Consider the following 24935-nt stretch of genomic DNA (forward strand, 5'->3'; position numbering starts at 1 on the left):
GTGGCGATCCAGCGCCACGTCTACCGTGACATGGAGGAAAAGCGATGACGAGCGATAAACCTAAGCACACCACAACGGATGCGGGCATAGCAGTCAACAGTGATGAACACTCACTTTCAGTAGGCCCCGATGGGCCGATCGTTCTACATGATCACTACTTGATGGAGCAGATGGCTGCCTTTAACCGGGAAATGATTCCGGATCGTCAGCCCCATGCAAAAGGGAGCGGCGCCTTTGGCCACTTCCAAGTAACTCACGACGTCAGCCGATACACTAAGGCGGATTTTCTCCAGCCGGGTAAAAAAACCGAGATGTTGGCGCGTTTCTCGACGGTGGCCGGTGAGTCGGGTAGCCCAGACACTTGGCGCGACCCCCGTGGCTTCTCGCTGAAGTTCTACACCGAAGAGGGCAACTTCGACATGGTGGGTAATAATACCCCTGTGTTCTTTGTTCGCGATCCGCTCAAATTCCAGCACTTTATCCACTCACAAAAGCGTCGAGCGGATAACGGCTTGCGTGATCACGATATGCAGTGGGACTTCTGGACGCTTTCTCCGCAATCTGCCCACCAAGTCACTTGGCTAATGGGTGATCGTGGTATCCCCGCCACTTGGCGCCACATGAACGGCTATTCAAGCCATACCTATATGTGGGTGAACGCTGAAGGCGAGCGCTTTTGGGTGAAGTATCACTTCAAGACTGATCAGGGCATTAAGTGCATGACCCAGGAACAGGCCGATAAGATGGCGGGTGCGGATGCCGACTACCATCGCCGTGACCTGTTTGACGCCATCAAACGCGGCGATTATCCCACCTGGACACTGCAAGTTCAGATTATGCCGTTCGAAGATGCGAAGACCTACCACATCAACCCCTTCGATTTGACCAAGGTGTGGCCCCACGCCGACTACCCGCTGCAAGAAGTCGGTAAGATGACGCTGGATCGCAACCCCGTCGATTTCCACAGCCAAATCGAACAGGCAGCGTTTCAGCCCAGCAATGCCGTACCGGGCACCGGTTTCTCGCCGGATAAAATGCTGTTGGCGCGGGTAATATCCTACGCTGATGCGCACCGTGCGCGTTTAGGGGTGAACTACCAACATATCCCCGTTAACGCACCCAAGGTCCCGGTTAACAGCTACAGCCAGGGTGGTCAGATGCGTATTGCCCACTCCACCGACCCGGTGTACGCACCTAATAGCAAAGGGGGTGCGCACGCCAACCCTGAAAAGTACCCGGAAGATGCGGTATGGGAGACTGACGGCGAGTTGGTTCGCGCCGCCTACACGCTGCGCCCGGGCGATGGCGATTTCAACCAAGCCAATGACCTAGTCAATAAGGTAATGGATGATGCTGCCCGCGACCGATTGGTAAACAACATTGTGGGCCACGTTTCCGACGGTGTTGAAGAGCCGGTGCTATCACGGGTATTTGAGTATTGGAAAAACGTCGACCAAACTATCGGCGAGCGTGTCGAGCAGGGCGTAATGGCGAACCGCCGGGAAAACGGTCAGTAAGCTTACGCTATTAGGAACACGAACCCGCTACGCCTGCGTAGCGGGTTTTTTATACAACGCACTCGGGTTCGTTCACCAAGCTAAGCGCGTCATCAAATAGGCGCAATCCTGCACCTTCTTTATGCGCGTGTTCTGACAAATGGCGCCGGAAGCGCCTGCCTCCAGGGCAACCCTGAAACAATCCCAGTAGGTGGCGGGTAATATGATTCAGCTTCGCGCCTTCATCTAAGCGCTGCTGAATATAAGGCCGGAAAGCAATCGCGGCATCCAAGCGGCTTGCCGCCGGGCCTTTTTCACCAAATAGCTGCTCATCGACACCGGCGAGTAGCCACGGGTTTTGGTACGCCTCACGCCCCACCATCACACTATCCACCTGAGTGAGCTGTTCACGGCACTCGGCTAGCGTTTTAATGCCGCCATTAATGCCGATATGTAGCTCAGGATGACTCTGCTTTAAACGATGAACGCGGGGGTAGTTAAGTGGCGGCACATCGCGGTTTTGCTTGGGCGACAAGCCCTGCAGCCACGCCTTACGGGCGTGAACGGTAAACACTTCGCAGCCTGCGTCCGCGACGATAGCGATAAACCGCTCAAGGTCGGCGTCCTCATCCTGGTCATCGATGCCAATACGGCACTTCACCGTGACCGGTATAGACACCGCCGCCTGCATCGCCCGCACGGCATCGGCCACCTTTTCGGGGTAGCCCATCAAGCATGCGCCAATCATATTGTTCTGCACGCGGTCGCTCGGGCAACCCACGTTCAGATTCACCTCATCATAACCCCACGCCTCGGCAATCGCCGCGCACTCCGCCAGCTCACCGGCATCGCTGCCGCCCAACTGCAGTGCAAGCGGATGCTCCACCTCGCTATAGCCCAAAAAGCGCTCACGGGGCGTCCCGTGCAAAATCGCACCGGTAGTGACCATCTCGGTGTACAGCAGCGTTCGCTTGGTTAAAGTACGTGCGAATGCTCTGTAGTCCTTTGTGGTCCAATCCATCATGGGCGCGACTGAAAACAGCCTGCCTCGATCTGCACTATTTTCTTTAAATAAATTAGTCATTTATTAACACTGTTAGCTGCAATGAATGCAGTCATATTGCCTCTTAATTCCGTAATTAACGCACCTGATGTGCCCAAAGTTTACCCAATAGCGGTAGTGGACTGATGTCTCAAAATCTGGGTACTTCTTGAGAGCTTTCTCACAGGTAGCGTGTTGTATGCGCGCTATTGTACGTAAGAAAGGGCGCGCAGCACATAGCAGGGTAGTTGCCATAGCGCTTACGTCGCAGATCAGGCTGGGTATCACCCAAAATGAAATAAAAAAAGAGCCGTAAATGGGCATTAGGTGAATGGTGCTAGCCGTATCGATGGGTTAGGCTTTCTTAAGGTTAGTAAATGGATGTTACAAAATGCTGCGACCCAAAACAGAAAGGCGTGTTTTTGCTGCTGGTGAGCGGTGAGCGGTGAGCGGTGAGCGAAGAATTAAACGGGTACAGCGTCTGGCGGGCGGCGCGCTGTACTTGATCAGCGACAACGACCACTACCAGCCGGAAATGATCAAGCCGCAGGATATGCACGATGTGGAGATTCTGGGGCGGTGTGAGATTTGGATTGGGCGGGTGGTATAGCTCATTTTTATTTTGATTGATTTAAAGGAAAAGAAAATGACTAAGAAATTCGTAGTCGGGGATATCGTTCAGCTCAAATCTGGTGGCCCGGGAATGGCTGTTAGTGATTATGACGAAGAGCGTCAAAGATGTAGGTGCCAATGGTTTGCAGGAAAGAAGTTGGAGCAGGGTGTTTTTCCTACAGATTCCCTCGAAAAGGTTGAGCAACCCTCATCATGAAGCCAAACGATGTAGCGGCGTGGATGCTGGCTTTAATTGAGCGGGAAGGCTGCTTATATCAGGACGACGTGGTCGATTATTTGGTAAAGCAGGACGCAGAGGAACTGCTGCGTGAAAACGCGGATGGAAATCTTGTCGTTGGAACACAGGTGCTGACGGCTTTCCGTAAGCTGACAGAGTCAGACGTTGTTTGGGTAAAGCCTGATCGGTATTGGCGGTTTCGCGTAGCAGAAGATGAGCCTGGCAGAGAGGCTCGAGGATAGGTTGTATTCGGCGGTTTATTAAACGCCGCAGAGTTAGCCAGCATATTTGCTAAACCTCGTAATACTCGAGGTTATGTGGTGTGACCGGCGCAGGAAACACAAAAATAAGGGGATTCGGAATGGCAGGACAACAATTAGAAGGCGTTCTTACGCAGGGCCAACGCGATACCCTAGAGATCGTCGAATTTATCTTTCATATCATTGATCCTGATGCGCCAGGTAAGGTCATAAAGCTTGATGAAGTTCAGTTGCAGGAAAAACAGAAATCGTTTTTTCTTGACCGGCTGCGTGATATAGCTGAAGGAACTCAGTATCTTTTTGATCCTGATGCGCCCAACCTTCAGGAACAAAGCCAACGATTAGTTGAAGACCGAGATGGGTTTGTAGACCTTTCTTACCAGATGACCCAAGAGTTTGCGCGCCTACATGGTGGTAACATGTCGGCAGGTGTTTTTATCGTATCGGTCGTTAAGTATTTAGCCAAGGCTCATGATTGGCAGCAACTTGTATTTTTGGTCAAGATGGATCAGCAGGAATCGTTTACCTATAACTATGAGGATATACAGGGACGAAAGGTTGCTGTTGTTGATGAGATTCCGAATGCCTTGAATGAAAACAAAAAAGCGGTGCAGAAAAGTGCTTTAATAGATACTAGCAATCAGTTTGCATGGGATGTACTGGCTTTCGATCGAGTTAAGAAACCTGTGCTAGGTGATTATTATCAAGCTTTTCTGGGTGTGATCGAGCGTCAGCAAGATTCAGTACTGACAAGGTCGACAGATCAGGCAGTAAGGAAGTGGGCGAAAGATATACCACAAGATCAATTGCCTCCTGGTGAGGATTTGAACACCTATCGAGGTCGTGCTCTCAACTATCTCAGGGACCATGATACCTTCGATACGGATACGTTCCTGGACACAGTAGTACGAGATGAAAACCCAGAAAGGAAGGTTGCGCTGGTGCGGTCTCTACGTGATGCCCTGGAAGAGGCAGGCATAGCGGGGCAAACATTCCGGCCGCGCCCTGATTCCCTTCCCAAGGCGCAGCGCAAGCATATTTACGAAACTTCGGAGGGAATCACGATCTCCTATGAAGGCACCCCAGAACAAGTAGGTATGCTGATTGAAAATTTGGATGGCGGTAGGTCGCGGGTTACCATTGAAACCCATAACTTAATACCGAAAGGCTAGTCGCCATGACCGCCGTAGTGGATCTGCTACAGGCCATTGAAGCTCTTCGCCCTCATGCTGCGAAGGCGGTTGAAGAGAGCTTTCGCTTGATTATAGAAGGTGATTCGCTGAACGAGTCGATTCGAGCGAAGCTATCCCATACCTTAGCACTTAGCGAGCAATTGGAAATATCACCTCCAACGATCTGGGCGGCCGATACTAACGACAGGATTGATGTCGATGACCTGTCAGGTGACGATTTCGATAATAGTCCCTGGCGCTTGGTTCTTGGAAAGACGCCTATCTCTGAATTTTTGAAGGCAAGGGATGACGAAACCACGTTGGTATTTTTCAGCGTGGATGGATTCCATCAATGGCTCAAAAACTGGGATCCGTTTCTGTATCCTACTGGCAATATCCCTGACTTGGCCAACCCAACAACGGTGCGTGTTCATGGGCTTTCTAATGGCGTTGGTGGCCCGCTGCTTTGGGTTATGCCGCCAGAGGGTGAGCCCCCAAGCATCGATGAAGTGATACTACCAGAACATGCGGATGTGCATCGCTTGATACATACCAATGCCACGAAGGCATTGCGGGTTTGCCCGAAAGCATATGCCCTCACCTGGGGGGACCTCGATAGCGCCGAGACTGCTCCCTTGGTCACATTAAGTGCAAGCGTATTCTCGGCCTGTTTAGTCCAAGAACTACGATGTGTCGATGGTATCTACGAAGCCACGTTGCAGGGCACTAAGCGCCTTTCATTACCACTGCTCGACACCAGTCCAGCAGCGAGTTCAGAGACGCTGAAACGAATGATCGAAGCGGTTTCCTGGGTATATGATGAGCGACCTGAGACGCGGTTAGGGTTGTTGATGGATCGGCTGTCGATCGATATCGAAAGAGGCCAGTCTCTTTCATCAGGCATGGAGCATCATCTTTCAGCTGCCTTACAGCAGGCGCGGGACAGCTACGCTTTTGTGATTCTAGACCGTAAGGATGCATACCATAAAGAAATCCGTGAACTCATGAAAGATATGAAATCTCAGGCGGATCTTTATGCTCAAAAAGTTAGAGATTTAGTAAGCTCTATCGCTCGTGATGCTCTTGGTATATTGATATTTATAACTTTTTCTTTTGTTGCTAGGTTTGATAAGGATAATTTTTCAGAGCTTCTTGGTAGCGCTGGGCTGTCTGTTATATCTAAAGTTTTAGCATGTTATTTGATCTTGTCTTTAATGATCCAATCTGCAGCTCATTTTCGTGATATCGCTTTGTCTGACCAAGAAAGCGAAAAGTGGCTTGATGTACTTCAACATTATTCCTCTAGTGACGATAAAGAGAGCCGGTTTTTAGAGCCTATAAAGAAGAGAAGAAATACCTTCTATTTTGCTCTAGCGATAGCGGCTTTTATTTATATCATGCTTGCCGTTTGTACTTGGAATTTACCTTCTCTTATAGGCTGGTTAATTTCAATTTCTTCTGATGGTAGTTGATCTTTTAGCCGCCCCCTCATCCGTATATGCCACCATCAACTCATCCCAATGCGTCGTATAGCGCGGGCTTCGGTTCGCGCAGCGTAGGTGCTAGGGGCGTTCTTTTCCGCTAGCCTAGACGTACCGTTTGCTTTCCCATTTTCTCGTTTAGCGCGTCCATAGTGGGCATTAGCTTTTGGCTGCGTTGATGTTCTTCTTCCGTTTGTGGTGTACCCATCAAACTGAGCTGTTGGCGCTTCTCGTCGGTGAGATTGATCAGCATCACGCCTTGTAGCGTATTTGGGCCGGTAGATCTTTGCCAGTGCTTGCTGGGCGGCGTGTAGGATCACGCGAGTGTTTTTGGGGCGTTCCATTTCGACCACTAGCGGGGCGAGTACTGCGAATGTGGAGCAAGCACATGGCAACAGAATGCGTGTAAATTACTTAGGGCCAGCAGCGGTGGGCGTGGAGCACCCAGCGGTAGCCGAAATGGATAATCGAAAATTTTCACCCAGCTGCTTTCTGGTGGAGATAAGCGAGGACGCCCGCCTAGGCGGGCCGTGCATGGAAGGCGATGTGCTGCTGGTAGATGAAGCGCGATCGTTCGGCTCCGCCGATCTGGTAGTGGCGGAGGTGGAAGGGGAGTACCGATTGTTTAAAGCCCACCGTGTGGGCAGCCGTTGCCGATTGTTGACACCGGATGGTGGCCAGGGCTACTTCGTGAACACGCAGCAGTTCAAGTGTGTGGTGGTCAGGCAGACGAGATGCTGGGCGGTGTAAGCGATCTCGTACAAATTGTGTCGGAGTTGGCTTACATTCATTTAGGTAGAAACTTGCCAAGCTGGAAATGTCGCTTAGTTGCACGCGTTTCCTCAGGGTTTCGCTAGAAGATTGCGGCAACGGGATATCCTCAGCCATGGATGGGTGGGGGATTGCGCAGGGTGGAAATATCACTTAATATCTATGAACGTCAACAAATCTTGACGAAGCTCACTCATCTGGCTAAGCTTTCACAGAAAGCTTAGCCAGATGAGTGAGCATCACTACCTTCTATAACCAACTGATTTTACTGGTGAAAATCATGGTTTCTTATATTAGCGCAAATCAAAAGAATGGTTTCGTGCTACGTCTTCAAGAGAAAGAACGCAACCGTTTCCAAGAATATGCAGAAATGCAGGTTTCTAAGGAAGCAATCGAGCGTGCTTCTCAGTTCAAGGGCGCACGTCAGCATGCCCGAATTATTCGTGGCGCTCCAGCTCCTGCGCCGCTCTGAGCCTACCTAAATTTATTACTTATCTGTAGTGAGTTTGGATGGAAGATAGTCTTTCAATACAGCCTATTCTGAAACTTATTGCAGAGCTTCCCCCAGAATATCAAGAACGCCTGGTGCTCATTGGAGGCCAGGCAATTGCTTTTTGGGGTGCTTATTTTTTGGAAGGGCAGTTAGATCAAGTACATACTGCTGCTTTGACTTCATCAGACCTCGACATTGTAGCAGGGACTGTTGAAGGGGTCAGGGTATTAGCAGAGCAGTGGAAAGGAGTGCCACGCTTTCCTACGCCAGATGACCATGTACCCAACATGGCATTGATAGAGCTTTATCGCCCTGAAATATTGGCTGACGGGCATTTCGTAGTAGATGTTATGAACCAGGTGTATGGTGGGCTTGATGCTGATAGCATGCGCGCCAAGGCAAGGCTGGTAGAGTGGGATCTACACCAAGACGGTAAAGAAATTCTACGTTTTTATGTTTTAAATCCAGCCGCGCTGTTATGGACGCGCATCGCTAATTTGAAACACCGGCGTATGAGGCCGATAGCGGTTGAACGTGAGCTAGTGCGTACAGAAGTCTTATGCCGAATCGTGCGTGAAGATCTGTGGAACCAAGCACTTGAAATATTCTCAGACCCCGCTGCTAGGCGGCCTAGCCTGGATTATGCCAAGTATGTTTACCGTGACATATCAAGGCATAAAGACACGCGTAGTGTATTAGCTCAGTACCCCTCTCTTATTCACCCTTTTCTTTCTACCATACCTGAGTCGCCTCATTGGCCTGAGTATTTCATGCGAGGCGTGGGCGTATGGCAAGGTCGATTGATCAGGCATGTGAATGCGATCATTAATCACAAAGTCAGGCGCGATCAGATACGTGCGACGTCACCCACCCGCTGATTGAGCAGCGCTACCCTTTAGGGTCTGTCCCTATCCGATTGTTTTAGCTATTAGCTAAGAATAATCGCTTTAGGCTTTGCTGCTCGCACCCCCTCAAGCCGTAAACACTGCATAAACCATCTGCAGTGCCAACCCCATCAGCATAAAAGCGAATACTCGTTTGAGGAGTTTAACGGGCAGCTTGTGCGCTAGCTTTGCCCCGATAGGGGCGGTAAGAATACTGAAGGGTGCCATTAATAGTAGCGCGGGTAGGTAAACGTAGCCGAGCGCTGCACTGGGCAGGCCTTGGGTAGACCAGCCGTTGATGACGTAGCCTAGCGCCCCGGCAACCGCAATCGGTAGCCCTACGGCTGCGGAGGTGCCAATCGCGCGGGGAAGTTTGACATTGCACCAAGTGAGGAAGGGGACTGTTAGTGAGCCACCGCCAATGGCAACGAGCGCAGAAATACCGCCGATGCCGAGGCCGACGCCGCTGACCCCAAGAGGACCAGGTAAGCTGCGGTTGGGTTTGGGCTTGATATTCGCCAGCATCTGCAGCGACATTAGCAGCATAAAACAGGCGAAAAAGATGGCTAGGCCGCGGGTGGGAATCAGGGCAGCGATAAAGGTCGCCAAAAAGGTGCCGGTTAATATGCCTGGGGTGATAAAACGCACGATATCCCAACGAACCGCCCCATGGCGGTGGTGGGAAAGCAGGCTGGAGGCGGAGGCGGGAATGATAGCCGCCATGGCGGTGCCTAAGGCCAGGTGGGCAAGGTGCTCATAAGATACGCCTTGCAGTACAAAAAGGGACGTTAGGATAGGCACCATAATGCCCCCACCGCCAATCCCCAATAAGCCCGCCATCAGACCCACGAAACCGCCCAGTGCTATATAGGCCAACCACCAAATGATCTCCAAAGCCGCTGCTCCTGAAAGTGTCTTGTTAGCATGATAAGCATATTGTACCGGAAGCGAGGGCTTGCGCGGGGCCAAAAATGAGTATTCCACTGTGGTAGCGGCTATGCAGTGGTAAGCTGCAGAACAAGTAATATTTCGGAGTGTGTATGCGCAATGTAATGAGCAGTGTTGGCGTGTTAATAGTGTCTGTTGCGCTACTGGCAGGGTGTGGCGGAACAGATGAACCAAGTGAACCGTCCTCAACCGCAGCACAAACGTCAGCCCCTGAACCGACAGCTGCCGAGACAGAAGCAGATGAGGAGGAAGAAGTAGCGCCGCTGGTGGTCGAGATATTTGCGCATGTATCACTGCGCAGCGATAGGCGTTTAATGGTGGAAGGCGAGAGCAACTTACCTGACGAAACACTGGTGCAGATTATCGTCGAGCGCGAGATTAGCAGCGTGCGTTGGCGGGAGCGGACACGCATACAAAATGGCGTGTTTGCAGCGGGGCCATTTGGTCCAGGCAGTGGCTTACCCGATGGTGGCTATATAGTGCAGGTTGAGGTTTCCGAAGGCAGTGTGCAGCCGGAAGCCGTTCAGGCGCGTATTGGCCACGAGGGCCAGCACCTGGCGGGAGAGCTGGTAAATCAATCCCGCCATGGGCTGGGCCAAGTGGCCACCTACTCACGGCGCTTCTTGGTGGGGAGTGAGCCAAGGCAAACGCGTGACCAGGTGGAGGTGCTAGAGAGTCCGGGGAGGTAGACGCTTTAGGCAGGATGCCAATGGGCTAACAGTACTGCATGAATCGATGTGTCGCTTGGGGCTTTGGCGAAGTGCTCAATGACGAAACGATCGTCGCGTTGCACTACATAGTGGCCCGCTTTGTGAAACACATGTGTTGGCCCAAGCAGCAGAAGGTCACCAGCATTAACGGGTGAAAAATCTGTACCTTGGCCGGGTGTTGCCATCACGCACGGTGCTTTCCAGTCGATGTGCAGCGGCAGATGACTGGGCACTTTAATGGTCGTTGCCTGTACCTGTTCCCAGGGGAGGGGGCCAGTGTGGGTCAACGTTAACAGCTCGGGGGCGCTGTCACCTTCCAGCAGTGTTGCCAGGGAGCAGTCGAGGGCGTCGGCGAGCGCAACAAGGCGTTCGTGACCGATCTGTTTGATCGCCCCAGATTCCCAATAAGAAATGGTGACATCTGACACGCCAACTTTGCGTGCGAGGGCAGCTTTGTTGAGCTTGGCCCTAAGCCGCAGTTGCTTGATACGTGAGCCTAGCGATTCCATTTCGTCTTCCTAATGATGAGCTAAACAAGCTCGTTGGCTGTTTTCCACTATGGTATGTCTTTCAACAAACAAAAATAGTGGCGCTATGAACATACGTTATTGGTCTGTCTCAAACTTGGGGTATGCGCCCAAGGTGTTGCTGCAGAGCCATACTAAGCGATTGTGCTTTAGCGCGCATTAGTGGACAAATAACGTTGAGTTAATTTCTCTGACGCTTTCTTGCGCTAGTTGTTCCCTGAGCAACGCTGTTGGTTGCGCCTAAGGTGCGTATAATATTGCCATGCATTTTTGCCAATAGGACGTTTTCATGACCGTACGTACTCGCATCGCCCCTTCTCCCACTGGAGACCCCCACGTTGGTACGGCTTACATTGCGCTTTTTAACCTCTGTTTTGCGCGTCAGCATGGTGGCCAATTTATTCTGCGTATTGAAGACACTGATCGGGTGCGTTCTACGCCTGAGTCGGAGCAGATGATTCTCGATTCGCTGCGTTGGCTGGGGCTTGAGTGGGATGAAGGCCCGGATGTTGGCGGGCCTCACGGCCCTTATCGGCAAAGCGAACGTGGCGATATTTATGCCCAATACGCCCAGCAGCTGTTGGATGCCGGGCATGCGTTTAAATGCTACCGCACCAGTGAAGAGTTGGATGAGCTGCGCGAGACGCGTAAAGCCGCAGGGCTGCAGCTGGCATTGAAGCCCGCTGATTTAGCGCTGGATAGCCAAGAGCAAGCACGCCGTGAGCAGGAAAGCTGGCCTTACGTGGTGCGCATGAACGTGCCTGCTGAAGGTGTTTGTGTCGTCAATGACATGCTGCGTGGCACTATTGAAGTGGAATGGGCGCAGGTGGATGCGCAAATTCTGCTTAAATCAGACGGTATGCCTACTTATCACCTAGCAAACGTTGTTGATGACCACTTAATGCAAATTACCCATGTGTTGCGTGGGGAAGAGTGGATTAACTCCGCACCAAAACATCAACTGCTGTATGAGTATTTTGGTTGGCAAATGCCGCAACTTTGTCACATGCCGCTGCTGCGCAACCCGGATAAATCCAAACTCTCCAAGCGCAAGAACCCGACTTCGATCAATTATTATCGCCGGATGGGCTTTTTACCCCAGGCCGTTACCAACTATTTGGGGCGGATGGGCTGGTCGATGCCCGACGAGCGCGAGAAATTCAGCCTGCAAGAAATGATGGCAGAGTTCGATGTTCAGCGTGTCTCCCTAGGTGGTCCGGTGTTCGACCTGGAGAAACTGACGTGGTTGAACGGCGTGTATATCCGTGAAGACCTCGACGACGATGCACTGTTGAGCGCGCTGCGCGATTGGGCCTTCAATGAAGCCTACGTTAAGCAGATACTGCCACAGGTACGCCCACGGGTAGAGACGCTCTCCCAAGTGATGCCGTTGGCAGGGCACTTCTTTTCGGGTTTGCCGACGCTAACAAAAGCGTCGTTCGATAGCGTGAAGCTCGAGGAGGAGGAACTGGTCAAACTGCTCCAGTTTCTTGTCTGGCGGTTTGAAGGCGTTGCGGCTTGGCATAAAGAGGCATTGCTGAGCGAAGTCAAGATACTGGCTGAGTATTTTGATTTGAAAATGAAGGCCTTCTTGGCACCGGTGTTTATTGCCATTACCGGTAGCAGCTCAAGCACCTCAGTGATGGACGCCATGGCAATTCTTGGCTCCGACGTTACTCGCGCACGTTTGCGCAGTGCGATAGAGGTCTTAGGCGGCGTCTCCAAAAAACAGGCCAAGCGCTTTGAAAAAGAGTTTCGTGAAATCGCTTCGTGAAATCGCTTAACCGTGATTGATATAGCGCTAGCGCCAATTTCTTACCCTTAGGAATTGGCGTTTTTTCTATTGACGAAGACCCGCATAATCAGTATTATACGCTCCGTCTTCGCGACATGTGGGGCCTTAGCTCAGCTGGGAGAGCGCAACACTGGCAGTGTTGAGGTCAGCGGTTCGATCCCGCTAGGCTCCACCAATTAGTGATAACTTTTAAGTAACGGTTTTTCAGTAATGGTTTTTGCGAAGCGGCTCAATTACGTCCCATTCGTCTAGTGGTCTAGGACACCGCCCTTTCACGGCGGTAACAGGGGTTCGAACCCCCTATGGGACGCCACTACTTCAGTACCCTTCCTAATCGTTTATTTCCTCTAGCAATGAGCTCCTCTCATATGCTGGTTTTTGCATGTCTGTCATTCACAAAAGAGCTACAAATCGACAATTTTTGGACGATTTTGTGCTTGACTTGTCCACTTTTGCGTTTCTGGTTTTAGGGTTGTGCACAACCCCTTGTTGTTGACGCAAAAAATCTTGAACAGAACTTAAACCCTTTAAAAACAATCAGTTATGTTAGGTTAAAAAATAACCAATTTAAGGCTGGCCCACTGCCCATGGCGATTTCGGGACGTTTTGAAGTGGTTGTGAACAGGGTTATCCACAGATAGTGTGGAAAACCTTGATCAATACCCGGCAGCAAAAAAGTCAAGCGATATTAGCAGCTGTTTAGGCGTTCTATAGTGGGGCGATGGTCCAATGAATGATTCCCCAAGGCGGCGTTAAATGCTATCGAGCGTGCCTCCTCGGTAGGCACGCTAGCTATCATCAAGCTATCCCATCAAGCGATCACTACAAGCGATCACTACAAGGGGCCTAAGAGGCTTCTGGGCTGCTGTCTTGCCTTGCAGGGCACTAGGCATGGGATCAATCGTTTGCGACATGTTGCTGCCTTGGTGGCCTAAGTCAGGGTTATACGCAAAAGGCCACCCGGAGGTGGCCTTTGGTCGTGCTATAAAGCGGGGGATTTATTTTTTCGGATAGTCACGCTGGTCGTGACCAATATAGAGCTGACGCGGACGGCCGATTTTGTAGCTTTCGCTGAGCATTTCGTGCCAATGAGAGATCCAGCCAATGGTGCGTGAGACCGCGAAAATCACGGTGAACATATTGGTCGGGATGCCCATCGCTTTCAAGATGATGCCGGAGTAGAAATCGACGTTCGGGTACAACTTGCGCTCAATGAAGTACTCATCTTCTAGGGCGATCTGCTCAAGACGCTTGGCAATTTTAAGCTGGGGGTCATCAGCCATGCCGAGCTCTGCGAGGACTTCGTCGCAGGTCTCCTTCATCACTTTGGCGCGCGGGTCAAAGTTGCGATAAACGCGGTGACCAAAGCCCATTAGCTTGAACGGGTCATCCTTGTCCTTGGCTTTATCGACAAAGCGCTGGATGTTCTCTTCGGAGTCTTCGCCGATTTCGTCAAGCATAGCTAGCACGGCTTCGTTGGCGCCGCCGTGAGCAGGGCCCCAGAGTGCCGCGATACCTGCGCTAATACAGGCGAATGGATTGGCGCCGGTAGAGCCTGCCAAGCGTACTGTCGAGGTAGAGGCGTTCTGCTCGTGATCCGCATGCAGCATAAAGATGCGGTCCATAGCTTTCGCGTATACCGGGTTGATTTTGTACTCTTCGCACGGGTTGCTGAACATCATGTAGAGGAAGTTCTCTGCATAGCTCAGGTCGTTGCGCGGGTAGTTGAACGGCTGGCCGACATTATACTTGTGCGACATGGCCGCCAGAGTCGGCATTTTGGCAATTAGGCGAATCGCGCTGATCTCGCGATCTTCTTCTTTAGTGATGTCCATATGGTCATGGTAGAAGGCCGCTAAGCCGCCTACTACGCCACACAAGATGGACATCGGGTGCGCATCGCGGCGGAACCCTTTAAAGAAGTTATTGATTTGATCGTGAACCATGGTGTGGTTACGAATGCGCGATTCAAATTCTGCGTACTGTTCGTCGTTGGGTAGCTCGCCAAACAGCAGGGTGTAGCACACCTCCACGAAATTGGACTCTTTGGCCAGTTGGTCAATGGGGTAACCGCGGTGAAGCAGTACGCCCTTGCCACCATCAATATAGGTGATGGCAGACTGGCAAGAAGAGGTGGCCATAAAGCCGGGGTCGTAGGTAAACAGGCCTTCAGCACCTAAGCCGCGTACGTCGATGACGTCGGGGCCAAGTGTGCCGGAATACATGGGTAGCTCGATCGGTTTATCCAGACCGTCTACCGTCAATGTCGCTTTCCTGTCAGCCATGCTGGCCTCCTTTCGAATTCGGGTTGGGACGTAAAGTCATTGCTGCGCATACCGCGCCGGCGAAAAGGCTTGCCCACTATAGAAGCGTGCGACATTTTGTCAATTAGCCTAAGCGCTAGCCGAATGTTGTACAAGAATTGTTGTTGTGGGTAATTTTTGTATATGATGAGAGGGCGTGCAGTGTAGCAAAACGCCAGAGATTTTTGCCTGTATTCTAACATAATATGTTAACAGGCTTATCAAACTGCTAGTCTCTTGCCACTATAACCATGCTGCAGCGCAAAATCGACTCAGGATGAAGACAATTTTCTTGCACCATAGTCGAGTTAGGCCTGAGTTCGGTTTGTAAGCGAGGGCGAAGGTTCTTATAATCCACGTCGCGCGACCGGCAGGTAGGTGGTCGTGCCCGACTTGGCAACGGCCGAGCCCCTTCCAGCAACCACCGCCCGCTCGGGCCATGCCCGACCTGTCGCAGAGCGGGCCAAGAGAGTGTGTACAAAGCCGTGAATAGCAAACGACCCGTAAACCTAGACCTTACTACGATACATTTCCCACTGCCGGCGCTGACGTCGATCACACACCGCATCACGGGTGTCATCCTGTTCGTTGGCCTGATTTTCGCTTTTTGGGCGCTGGGCAAATCCTTGTCATCTCCTGCGGGTTTCGACGCCGTTAGCGATGCGCTGGCCAATAATTTTTTGGCTAAGCTGATTGCTTGGGGGCTGTTGTCTGCACTGGCATTTCACTTTGTAGCAGGTATCAAGCACCTGCTGATGGATGCCGACATTGGAGTAACCCTTGAGGGTGGCGTTAAAAAAGCGCAGATCACCGTGGTGGTCAGCGCCGTTCTGATTATTCTGGCAGGAGTTTGGGTATGGTAACTAACATTACAAGTTTTGGCCGTAGTGGGCTTTCTGACTGGCTGATGCAGCGCGTTTCTGCTGTTATTTTGGCCCTCTACACGGTCTTTATCGTTGCCTTCCTGCTGTTTAATCCGAACCTCGATTACTACGCGTGGAGCGGCCTATTCAGCCAGACGTGGATGCGCATTTTCTCGCTTTTGGCCTTTGTCGCCATAGCGGCACACGCCTGGATCGGTCTGTGGACCGTCACCACCGACTATCTCAAGTCCACTCGCCTGCGCGTGGGTGCCCAAGCTGTCATCATCCTGGGCATTTTCGTGTACTTGGTGTGGGGCATTCAAATTTTGTGGGGAGCTTGATTACATGTCTAATCTGCGTAGCCTGACGTTTGACGCCATTATTATTGGTGGCGGTGGCTCTGGCCTGCGAGCCGCTCTGGAACTGGCGAAGTCCGGTAAAAAGACGGCCGTGTTATCGAAAGTTTTCCCGACCCGCTCTCACACCGTTTCTGCTCAGGGTGGTATCACCTGTGCAATCGCGTCTGATGACCCGAACGACGACTGGCGCTGGCACATGTACGACACCGTTAAAGGCGGCGACTATATCGCTGACCAGGACGCGGCGGAGTATATGTGTTCTGAAGGCCCGAAAGCGGTATTTGAGCTTGAACACATGGGCCTGCCGTTCTCGCGTTTAGACAACGGTCGCATCTATCAGCGCCCGTTTGGTGGTCAGTCGAAGAACTTTGGTGAAGGCGGTCAGGCAGCACGTACCTGTGCCGCGGCTGACCGTACCGGCCACGCGCTGCTGCACACGCTTTATCAGAACAACCTGAAGAACAACACCGTGTTCCTCAATGAGTGGTACGCGGTGGATCTGGTCAAAAACGCCAGCGGTGACGTGGTCGGCTGTATTGCCATGTGCATCGAAACCGGCGAAGTGGTTCACGTTAAGTCCAAGGCCACGGTACTGGCCACCGGTGGTGCAGGGCGTATTTACGCCTCTACGACCAACGCCTTGATCAACACTGGCGACGGCATTGGCATGGCGCTGCGTGCGGGCTTCCCGATGCAAGACATGGAAATGTGGCAGTTCCACCCGACCGGTATTTACGGTGCGGGCACGCTGGTCACAGAAGGTTGCCGCGGTGAAGGTGGCTACCTGATCAACAAAGACGGCGAGCGCTTTATGGAGCGTTATGCGCCGAACGCCAAAGATTTGGCGGGCCGTGATGTTGTCGCCCGTTCGATGGTCATGGAAATTCTGGAAGGTCGCGGCTGTGGCGAGAAGGGCGATCACGTCTTCCTGAAGCTTGATCACTTGGGTGAAGAAGTGCTTGGTAAGCGCCTGCCCGGTATCGTTGAGCTTTCTAAGACCTTTGCTCACGTTGACCCGGCGAAAGATCCGATCCCGGTTGTACCCACCTGCCACTACATGATGGGCGGTATTCCGACCAATATTCATGGTCAGGCCATTACCATGGACGAAAGCGGTAAGGATCATATCGTTAACGGCCTGTTTGCCTGTGGTGAAGCAGCGTGTGTATCTGTTCACGGTGCCAACCGCTTGGGCGGTAACTCGCTGCTGGATCTGGTAGTGTTTGGTCGTGCCGCGGGTATGTTTATCGAAGGTGCGCTGAACGAAGGCATTGAGTATCTGGACGCTTCTGAGTCTGACATTGAGTCGGCCATGAAGCGGATCACGCGCTGGAACGAGTCTAAAGGCGGCGAAAGCATTCCTGAACTGAAGGCTGAGCTTCAGGAAATCATGCAAACCTCCTTCGGCGTATTCCGCGAAGAGAAAAACATGCTGGAAGGCGTCGACAAGCTAGCGCTGCTGCGTGAGCGTATCGCCAATGCCCACCTGCCTGACAAGTCCAATGCCTTTAACACTGCCCGTGTAGAAGCGCTGGAACTCGATAACTTGATGGAAGTGGCTGAAGCGACGGCGATCGCTGCCCTTGAGCGTAAAGAGAGCCGCGGCGCCCACTCGCGCTACGACTATCCAGACCGTGATGACGTCAACTGGCTGAAGCACTCGCTGTTCTTCCCGGCGACGAAAGAGCTGAAAAAACGCGACGTTAACTTCAAGCCGAAAACTGTTGATACGTTCGAGCCTAAGGTTCGTACCTACTAAACGCCGCATAGACGAGAGGGAGTCACTATGTCCAATCTTCAGGTATCCGTATACCGCTACAATCCGGAAACCGACTCCGCACCTTACATGCAGGAGTTTCAGGTCGATACCAAAGGCCGCGATGTGATGGTGCTGGATGTCCTTCATATGATGAAGGAGCAAGACAGCGGTTTGGCGTTTCGTCGCAGCTGCCGTGAAGGCGTCTGCGGTTCAGACGGCATGAACATGAACGGCAAAAACGGCTTGGCCTGTATCACGCCGCTGTCAGACGTTGTCAAAAACAACAAGCTGACCCTGCGCCCGCTACCGGGCTTGCCGGTTATTCGCGATATGGTCGTCGATATGGGGCTGTTCTATAAGCAGTACGAGCGTATTCAGCCGTACCTGCAGAACGACACGCCTGCGCCGGCCATTGAGCGCCTGCAGTCGCCAGAAGAACGCGACAAGCTTGATGGCTTGTATGAGTGTATTCTGTGCGCATGCTGTTCAACGTCTTGCCCGTCGTTCTGGTGGAACCCCGAGAAGTTCGTTGGCCCGGCGGGTCTGCTGCAGTCATACCGCTTCCTGGCCGATTCACGTGACACGGCCACCAGCGAGCGGTTGAGCAACCTGGAAGATCCGTTCTCGGTATTCCGTTGCCGTGGCATTATGAACTGTGTAGCGGTGTGCCCAAAAGGGCTTAACCCTACCCGGGCAATTGGTAAAATTCGCGAAATGTTACTCGCTGATGCTACCTAAGCCTATGACATCTTAGTAAAAAAGCGTCTGCCACTTAAGTTGGGTGATAATGCCACTTAAATCATGGCGCTTCGCTTGTTATCATAGGGTTTGTCACGCGGTGCGGCGTCACGTCGCACCGCTGATCAGACAAGTTTGAAAGCCGGTGCCTGGGGTACCGGCTTTCGAGCATGAACTGAAGACGAAACACCGTATGAAAAGTTTGAGAACGAATAGCTAGATGAACAGGGTTTCCGGCCGTTGGCCGGCGCCGCCGGCAAATGTCCCGCCCCGCCGGCAGGGCAATAGCGATGTCGCCGCACGTTTGCGACGATACCGATACCACCCCATCAGTGCAGGGTGAACGAGAGATGCAACAAGGCATAATGGAGTTGATGTGGCGTTCCTCTCACGTTAGTGGCGGCAATGTTCACTACGTGGAAGCGCTTTACGAGCAGTACCTCGCCGATCCTGAGTCTGTCCCTGACGAATGGCGCAGCTATTTTGACCAGTTGCCGCGCCCCGAGGGCAGTGCCTCCCACGATGTTCCACTAAGCCCAGTCCGTGATCAGTTCTACCAGTTGGGGCGCGAAAGCCGCCCGGGCCGTGTAGTCGCCGCTGCCGATAGCGGTGAAAACAAGAAGCAGGTAAAAGTCCTGCAGCTGATTAACGCTTACCGCTTCCGTGGCCATCAAAAGGCCAATATCGACCCGCTAGGACTGCGTAATCCCACCCCCGTCCCCGACCTCGATCTGTCCTTTCATCAGCTTTCAAAAGCTGATCTGGACACCGAGTTCCAAACCGGTTCTTTCTTTTTAGGTATCGACAAAGCGCCACTGCGTGACATCGTGGATGCGTTGGAGCGTACTTATTGCCGCTCCATCGGCTGCGAGATCATGCATATCGTCGATACGGAAGAGAAACGCTGGTTACAGCGGCGTTTCGAGTCGGTACGCAGTGCGCCTGATTTCAGCGCCGATGTGCGTAAGCACGTGCTGGAGCGTTTGACGGCCGCCGAAGGTTTGGAGAATTACCTGGCATCCAAGTATCCAGGTACCAAGCGTTTTGGTCTTGAAGGCGGTGAAACCTTTGTGCCGATGATGGATGAACTTATCCAGCGTGCTGGCGGTTATGGCACCAAGGAAGTGGTCATCGGCATGGCGCACCGTGGTCGACTCAACCTGTTGGTCAATATATTGGGTAAAAACCCAGCTGACTTGATTGATGAGTTCGACGGTAAGAAAGTCATTGAACGCGGCTCAGGCGATGTGAAGTACCACCAGGGCTTCAGTTCAAACGTCATGTCACCGGGCGGCGAAGTCCATTTGGCGATGTCGTTTAATCCGTCGCACCTGGAAATTGTCGCGCCAGTCGTAGAGGGCTCTGTGCGTGCCCGCCAAGATCGTCGTAACGACGAAGAGGGCAGCAAAGTGCTGCCGATCAACGTCCACGGTGACGCGGCTTTTGCTGGTCAGGGTGTGGTGATGGAGACATTCCAGATGTCCCAGACCCGTGCTTATAAAACCGGTGGCACAGTCCACATTGTGATTAACAACCAAGTGGGCTTCACCACCTCGCATCCGCTGGATGCTCGCTCTACCGAATACTGCACTGATATTGCCAAGATGGTTCAAGCGCCAATTTTCCACGTCAATGGCGATGACCCGGACGCAGTGCTGCACGCCACCCAAGTGGCTCTCGACTATCGCCAGCAGTTCAAAAAGGACGTGGTGATCGATCTGGTTTGCTATCGTCGTCGTGGCCATAACGAAGCTGACGAGCCGTCAGGCACGCAGCCGATGATGTATGCCAAGATCAAAGATCATCCCTCCGCGCGGTCGCTGTATGCCAAGCGCTTGGTTGAACAGGGCGTGCTCTCTGACGAAGACGCCAAAGCGATGATAGAGACCTATCGTGATGATCTAGTGGCAGGCAATCACGTGGCCAATGCATTGGTGCAAGAGCCCAATGCTTCTCTATTCGTTGACTGGGCGCCTTACCTGGGCCACGAATGGTCGGGCGATGCCGATACGACCTTCGATATGAAGCGTCTGCAGCAGCTAGCCGCTCGAATGTGTGAGGTGCCGGATGGCGTCGACGTACAGCGCCAGGTGGCCAAGATTTATGATGACCGGCGTAAGATGCAGGCTGGCGGTCTGGCGCTTAACTGGGGCTTTGCGGAAACGCTGGCCTACGCCACTCTGCTAGAGCAGGGCCACCCGATTCGGATTACCGGGCAAGACGTTGGTCGCGGTACTTTCTCCCACCGTCATGCGGTGGTGCATAACCAGAAAGACGGCACCACCTATGTGCCGCTGCAGAACATGGCCGATGGTCAGCCGCGTTTCACCATTCATGACTCTATCCTTTCGGAAGAAGCGGTTTTGGCGTTTGAGTACGGTTACTCAACCACCGCGCCGAATGACTTGGTGATCTGGGAAGCCCAGTTCGGTGACTTCTTCAACGGTGCCCAGGTGGTCGTCGACCAGTTCATCTCTTCAGGTGAAACGAAGTGGGGTCGTGTGTGTGGTTTAACCATGCTGCTGCCACACGGCTACGAGGGCCAAGGCCCAGAGCACTCTTCGGCACGCTTGGAGCGCTTCCTGCAAATGTGTGCCGAGCACAACATGCAGGTTTGTGTACCGACCACGCCCGCGCAGATTTATCATCTACTGCGTCGTCAGGTGATTCGTCCGCTGCGTAAGCCGCTGGTGGTCATGACACCTAAATCGCTGCTGCGCCATAAAGAAGCGACGTCGAGCCTTGAAGATCTCGCCCACGGTAAGTTCCACATGGTACTTGCTGACCAGGCGGATCTTGTGCCAGAGAAGGTCACCCGCGTGGTGCTATGTGCTGGCAAGGTCTACTACGATTTGGCTGCGTGGCGCGCTGAGAATGAGCGTCATGACACAGCAATCTTACGTGTTGAGCAGCTCTACCCCTTCCCGAAAGAAGAGCTTCTGGAAGCGCTGCAAGACTACACCAACATAGAAGACATTGTGTGGTGCCAGGAAGAGCCGCTTAATCAGGGCGCTTGGTATTCCAGTCAGCACAATATGCGTGCAGTGGCCGATATGCTGAAAGATGGCCTCGGACGCGACTTGAAATTTGCTGGACGTCCCGCCTCTGCTGCTCCTGCAGCTGGCTATATGTCCGTCCACACTGAACAGCAGCGCCAGCTGGTGGAAGACGCTTTTAATTTATAAGCGACCACCGGATTTAGAGAACACATAAGGGAAACGACATGGCTACTGAGATCAAAGCGCCAACCTTTCCGGAATCCGTTGCCGAAGGCACAGTGGCGGCGTGGCATAAAAAGCCGGGTGACAGCGTTGAGCGTGACGAGCTGATTGTTGAAATCGAAACCGACAAAGTAGTACTCGAAGTTGTCGCACCGGAAGCGGGTACCCTGACCGACGTAATGGCCGAAGAGGGCGATACCGTTCAGTCAGAGCAAGTATTAGGCAAGATTGGTGAAGGCAGTGCTTCTAGCGACAGCGGCAAGAAAGAAGAAAGTGCTTCTGAAGCGCCGAAAGAAGAAGCAGACAGCAAACCATCCGAAGACAAGCCAGCCAGCAGCGGTAACGGTGGCGGCAAACAGCACGATGTAAAAGCCCCCAGCTTCCCTGAGTCGATACAGGAAGGCACCGTGGCTACCTGGCACAAAAAAGTCGGTGAAGCGGTCAAGCGCGATGAGGTGCTGGCCGATATCGAAACCGACAAAGTCGTGTTGGAAGTCGTGGCGCCGGCCGATGGCGCCCTGGCTGAAATTAAAGCCGAAGAGGGCAGCCAGGTGGAATCTGAAGCCATTCTAGCGACCTTCACTGAAGGCGCTGGTGGTGACAGCAGTGGTGGCGATAGCGGCGGCGATTCAGCACCCGCTAAAGCAGGCAGCAGCGATGACGATGGCGCCGATGAGAAAGTGGGCGGCAAGATCCTCGCCCCGGCTGCGCGTAAAATGGTTGCCGAGCACGACCTGGACGTTGCCAAGATAGAGGGCACCGGCAAAGGTGGCCGTATCTTGAAAGAAGATGTTCAGAAAGCGGTCAAAGATGGCTCCGCCAAGAAAGCAGCGAAATCGGCTGCACCGGCGAAAGCAGCCGCTGCACCGGCTGCCGAAGGTGAGCGCATCGAGAAGCGCGTACCCATGAGTCGCCTGCGTCAGACAATCGCCAAGCGCCTGGTACAGGCGCAGCAAACCGCGGCGATGCTGACCACGTACAACGAAGTGGACATGACCGAGATCATGGCCCTGCGTGCGCAGTACAAAGAGACGTTCCTAAAAGCTCACGATATCAAGCTGGGCTTTATGGGCTTCTTTGTCAAAGCAGCTTCAGAAGCGCTCAAGCGTTATCCGGATGTGAACGCCTCTATCGACGGCACCGACATTGTCTATCACGGTTACCAGGATATCGGTGTTGCTGTATCCACCGACCGTGGTCTGGTCGTGCCGGTACTGCGTGACACCGACAGCATGAAAATTGCTGACGTTGAACGTACGATTGTTGATTTCGGTAAGCGTGGCCGCGACGGTAAGCTGGGCATGGACGACATGATTGGTGGTACTTTCACAATCACCAATGGCGGCACCTTTGGTTCCTTGATGTCGACCCCGATCATCAACCCGCCGCAAACCGCCATTCTGGGCATGCACAAAATCCAGGATCGTCCGATGGCAATTAACGGCAAGGTCGAGATTCGCCCGATGATGTATCTGGCGCTCTCTTACGACCACCGTATGATCGACGGCAAAGACGCCGTTCAATTCTTGGTTACCCTTAAAGAATTGCTGGAAGACCCGGCACGTCTGTTGCTGGATGTCTAAAGCACCAACGTCGTACTGAATGAAATAATGATTCAGTACGCTACTGCTTAACCAGGATTTATCTGCAATTGCACACAGCCTCGCGCCCGGTTTGAGTTATCGCGGCGTGAGGTCAGCAAGCTAAAGGAGCCAACATGGCTGATAAGTTTGATGTGATCGTTATCGGTGCCGGCCCTGGCGGTTACGTCGCCGCCATTCGCGCTGCACAAATGGGCCTAAAAGCGGCCTGTATCGAAAAATGGATCGGTAAAGAAGGCAACGTTGTCCACGGTGGCACCTGCTTGAACGTGGGCTGTATCCCGTCTAAAGCGCTGCTTGAAGCATCCCACAAGTTCGTTGAAGCCAAGCACGATTTCGACGATATGGGCATTCAGGCCGGCGACGTCTCCATGGACGTTACCAAGATGATGGCGCGCAAGGACAAGATCGTTAAGAACTTGACCGGCGGCATCTCTGGCTTGTTTAAGGCCAATGGCGTTACTGCGATCGAAGGTACCGGTAAAGTGGTGTCTGGCAAGCAGGTTGAGGTCACTGACAACGACGGCAATACCACCGCCTATGATGCCGATAACATCGTTATCGCTGCGGGCTCAGTACCGGTGGAAATTCCGCCGACCCCGTTGACCGAAGGCTTGATTGTCGACTCTACCGGCGCGCTGGAATTCACCGAAACACCCAAGCGTTTGGGCGTGATTGGTGCTGGCATCATCGGTCTTGAGCTGGGCAGCGTATGGAACCGTCTGGGCTCAGAAGTCACCGTGCTTGAAGCAATGGACGGCTTTCTGCCGATGGTAGACGCCACAGTCGCCAAAGAGACGCAGAAGCTGCTCAAGAAGCAGGGACTGGATATCAAACTGGGCGCTCGCGTCACCGGTTCTGAAGTCAAAGGCGAAGAAGTCGTTGTGAAGTACAGCGATGCCAACGGCGAACAAGAGATGACCTTTGATAAGCTCATCGTCTGTGTTGGTCGTCGTCCCTACACCAAAGGTGTCATCGCCGACGGTGTCAGCATTGAGCTGGATGAACGCGGCTTTATCTTTGTCGACGACCAGTGCCGTACCAACGTGCCGGGCGTTTACGCCATCGGTGACTGTGTACGCGGCCCGATGCTGGCGCACAAAGCATCTGAAGAAGGCATCATGGTGGCGGATATTATCGCTGGCCATAAAGCTGAGATGAACTACGACACTATTCCTAGCGTCATCTATACCTACCCGGAAGTGGCGTGGGTCGGTATGACCGAGCAAGATGCCAAAGCGAAAGGCATCGAAGTCAAAACCGGCACCTTCCCGTTTGCGGCAAGTGGTCGCGCGATGGCTAATAACGCCACCGAAGGCAGTGCCAAAATTATCGCTGATGCGGAAACTGACCGTATTCTCGGTATGCATATCGTGGGTCAACACGCTGGCGAGATGATCGCCCAAGGCGTGATTGCCATGGAATTCGGCTCTAGCGCCGAAGACCTGGCCCTGACCTGCTACGCGCACCCGACCATGTCGGAAGCTGTTCACGAAGCAGCGCTTGCGGTAGATGGCCACGCGATTCATATGGCCAATCGCAAGAAGCGTAAGTAATTTAGTTAAACAACGAAGCGCCACCTTTTAAGGGTGGCGCAAACTTTCGGCTTTGTCTTAATCCACAAAGATCGAAAGAACGGGGATGGCCAGTTCTTTTAAGACT

Annotated in this window: 23 protein-coding genes, 2 tRNA genes and 1 pseudogene; 20 read left to right on the top strand and 6 right to left on the bottom strand. The window is 52.9% G+C overall.

The features are described 5' to 3' along the window. The first annotated feature begins 44 nt into the window (after positions 1–44). Positions 45–1517, top strand: coding sequence for a catalase (locus tag U738_RS03975; RefSeq protein ID WP_035577546.1), 1473 nt, complete (start codon positions 45–47; stop codon positions 1515–1517). A 49-nt stretch (positions 1518–1566) separates the two neighbouring features. Here U738_RS03975 and dusA read toward each other — a convergent pair whose 3' ends face one another. Further along, positions 1567–2580: a tRNA dihydrouridine(20/20a) synthase DusA gene (gene dusA, locus U738_RS03980; RefSeq protein ID WP_035577548.1), complete on the bottom strand. Its 1014-nt coding sequence runs from the start codon at positions 2578–2580 to the stop codon at positions 1567–1569. 403 nt (positions 2581–2983) lie between these two features. Between dusA and U738_RS23315 the strand changes: the two genes are divergently transcribed. The 5 genes from U738_RS23315 to U738_RS04000 all read left to right on the top strand — a co-directional run bounded on the left by U738_RS23315 (position 2984) and on the right by U738_RS04000 (position 6292). Next, positions 2984–3148: a S24 family peptidase gene (locus tag U738_RS23315; RefSeq protein WP_157693182.1), complete on the top strand. Its 165-nt coding sequence runs from the start codon at positions 2984–2986 to the stop codon at positions 3146–3148. Between the two features lie 36 nt (positions 3149–3184). Next, complete coding sequence (locus tag U738_RS03985; RefSeq protein ID WP_035577551.1) at positions 3185–3367, top strand: YodC family protein; 183 nt, start codon at positions 3185–3187, stop codon at positions 3365–3367. Next, a complete protein-coding gene (locus tag U738_RS03990) occupies positions 3364–3630 on the top strand; it encodes a DUF6953 family protein (RefSeq protein WP_035577553.1) in 267 nt (88 codons plus the stop codon). Before U738_RS03985 ends, U738_RS03990 begins: the two co-directional genes overlap by 4 nt. A 119-nt stretch (positions 3631–3749) precedes the next feature. Then, positions 3750–4820, top strand: a complete 1071-nt coding sequence (locus U738_RS03995; protein WP_035577555.1) for a nucleoid-associated protein — start codon at positions 3750–3752, stop codon at positions 4818–4820. A 5-nt stretch (positions 4821–4825) separates the two neighbouring features. Beyond that, positions 4826–6292 carry a hypothetical protein gene (locus U738_RS04000; protein ID WP_035577558.1) on the top strand — a complete coding sequence of 489 codons (1467 nt, stop codon included), beginning with the start codon at positions 4826–4828 and terminating at the stop codon, positions 6290–6292. Here the strand turns inward: U738_RS04000 and U738_RS23780 are convergent. Both U738_RS23780 and U738_RS23165 read right to left on the bottom strand, forming a co-directional pair. Continuing rightward, positions 6269–6379 (bottom strand): annotated as a pseudogene (locus U738_RS23780) (DUF4113 domain-containing protein); the annotation flags it as partial. The gene U738_RS04000 and the pseudogene U738_RS23780 sit on opposite strands and share 24 nt — an antisense overlap. Before the next feature lie 22 nt (positions 6380–6401). Beyond that, positions 6402–6554 (bottom strand): DUF4113 domain-containing protein, encoded by a 153-nt coding sequence (locus U738_RS23165; RefSeq protein WP_152561123.1) that lies wholly within the window; start codon positions 6552–6554, stop codon positions 6402–6404. Between the two features lie 146 nt (positions 6555–6700). Here U738_RS23165 and U738_RS04005 point away from each other — a divergent pair, with 146 nt between their 5' ends. From U738_RS04005 to U738_RS04015, 3 genes are all read left to right on the top strand, one after another. After that, positions 6701–7051 (top strand): hypothetical protein, encoded by a 351-nt coding sequence (locus U738_RS04005; protein ID WP_035577560.1) that lies wholly within the window; start codon positions 6701–6703, stop codon positions 7049–7051. Between the two features lie 253 nt (positions 7052–7304). After that, complete coding sequence (locus tag U738_RS04010) at positions 7305–7544, top strand: hypothetical protein (protein ID WP_035577563.1); 240 nt, start codon at positions 7305–7307, stop codon at positions 7542–7544. Positions 7545–7582: 38 nt separating this feature from the next. After that, positions 7583–8443: a hypothetical protein gene (locus U738_RS04015; protein WP_035577566.1), complete on the top strand. Its 861-nt coding sequence runs from the start codon at positions 7583–7585 to the stop codon at positions 8441–8443. A gap of 93 nt (positions 8444–8536) precedes the next feature. On the opposite strand, the gene U738_RS04020 is transcribed toward U738_RS04015, so the two are convergent. After that, the gene (locus tag U738_RS04020; protein WP_035577568.1) at positions 8537–9343 is read right to left on the bottom strand and encodes a sulfite exporter TauE/SafE family protein; all 807 of its coding nucleotides are present in this window, start codon (positions 9341–9343) and stop codon (positions 8537–8539) included. 146 nt (positions 9344–9489) lie between these two features. Between U738_RS04020 and U738_RS04025 the strand changes: the two genes are divergently transcribed. Beyond that, a complete protein-coding gene (locus U738_RS04025; RefSeq protein WP_035577570.1) occupies positions 9490–10086 on the top strand; it encodes a hypothetical protein in 597 nt (198 codons plus the stop codon). 5 nt (positions 10087–10091) lie between these two features. Here U738_RS04025 and U738_RS04030 read toward each other — a convergent pair whose 3' ends face one another. Further along, positions 10092–10616, bottom strand: coding sequence for a helix-turn-helix domain-containing protein (locus U738_RS04030; protein WP_035577572.1), 525 nt, complete (start codon positions 10614–10616; stop codon positions 10092–10094). A gap of 307 nt (positions 10617–10923) precedes the next feature. On the opposite strand from U738_RS04030, the gene gltX reads away from it, so the two are divergent. The 3 genes from gltX (at position 10924) to U738_RS04045 (ending at position 12742) form a co-directional block, all read left to right on the top strand. Beyond that, positions 10924–12408 (top strand): glutamate--tRNA ligase, encoded by a 1485-nt coding sequence (gene gltX, locus U738_RS04035; protein ID WP_035577574.1) that lies wholly within the window; start codon positions 10924–10926, stop codon positions 12406–12408. Between the two features lie 120 nt (positions 12409–12528). Beyond that, positions 12529–12604: transfer RNA gene (locus tag U738_RS04040), tRNA-Ala, on the top strand. Positions 12605–12666: 62 nt separating this feature from the next. Beyond that, positions 12667–12742 (top strand) — tRNA-Glu (locus tag U738_RS04045). 685 nt (positions 12743–13427) lie between these two features. Here U738_RS04045 and gltA read toward each other — a convergent pair. Beyond that, positions 13428–14714, bottom strand: a complete 1287-nt coding sequence (gene gltA / locus U738_RS04050) for a citrate synthase (protein WP_035577576.1) — start codon at positions 14712–14714, stop codon at positions 13428–13430. Between the two features lie 503 nt (positions 14715–15217). Between gltA and sdhC the strand changes: the two genes are divergently transcribed. From sdhC to lpdA, 7 genes are all read left to right on the top strand, one after another. Beyond that, a complete protein-coding gene (gene sdhC / locus U738_RS04055) occupies positions 15218–15595 on the top strand; it encodes a succinate dehydrogenase, cytochrome b556 subunit (RefSeq protein ID WP_196518187.1) in 378 nt (125 codons plus the stop codon). Further along, positions 15589–15936: a succinate dehydrogenase, hydrophobic membrane anchor protein gene (sdhD, locus tag U738_RS04060; RefSeq protein ID WP_035577578.1), complete on the top strand. Its 348-nt coding sequence runs from the start codon at positions 15589–15591 to the stop codon at positions 15934–15936. The genes sdhC and sdhD overlap by 7 nt, the downstream gene beginning before the upstream one ends. Before the next feature lie 4 nt (positions 15937–15940). Then, entirely contained in the window at positions 15941–17713 is a 1773-nt protein-coding gene (sdhA, locus tag U738_RS04065; protein WP_035577580.1) for a succinate dehydrogenase flavoprotein subunit, read from the top strand. Positions 17714–17740: 27 nt separating this feature from the next. Then, positions 17741–18451 (top strand): succinate dehydrogenase iron-sulfur subunit, encoded by a 711-nt coding sequence (locus U738_RS04070; RefSeq protein ID WP_009287296.1) that lies wholly within the window; start codon positions 17741–17743, stop codon positions 18449–18451. A 350-nt stretch (positions 18452–18801) separates the two neighbouring features. Continuing rightward, positions 18802–21636, top strand: coding sequence for a 2-oxoglutarate dehydrogenase E1 component (locus U738_RS04075; protein WP_035583160.1), 2835 nt, complete (start codon positions 18802–18804; stop codon positions 21634–21636). Positions 21637–21674: 38 nt separating this feature from the next. Then, positions 21675–23255, top strand: coding sequence for a 2-oxoglutarate dehydrogenase complex dihydrolipoyllysine-residue succinyltransferase (gene odhB, locus U738_RS04080; RefSeq protein ID WP_035577582.1), 1581 nt, complete (start codon positions 21675–21677; stop codon positions 23253–23255). Positions 23256–23389: 134 nt separating this feature from the next. Next, a complete protein-coding gene (lpdA, locus tag U738_RS04085) occupies positions 23390–24829 on the top strand; it encodes a dihydrolipoyl dehydrogenase (protein WP_035577583.1) in 1440 nt (479 codons plus the stop codon). Positions 24830–24935 lie beyond the last annotated feature (106 nt).

Source organism: Halomonas sp. TG39a (assembly GCF_000744395.1).
GTDB classification, from domain to species: Bacteria; Pseudomonadota; Gammaproteobacteria; order Pseudomonadales; family Halomonadaceae; genus Vreelandella; species Vreelandella ventosae_B.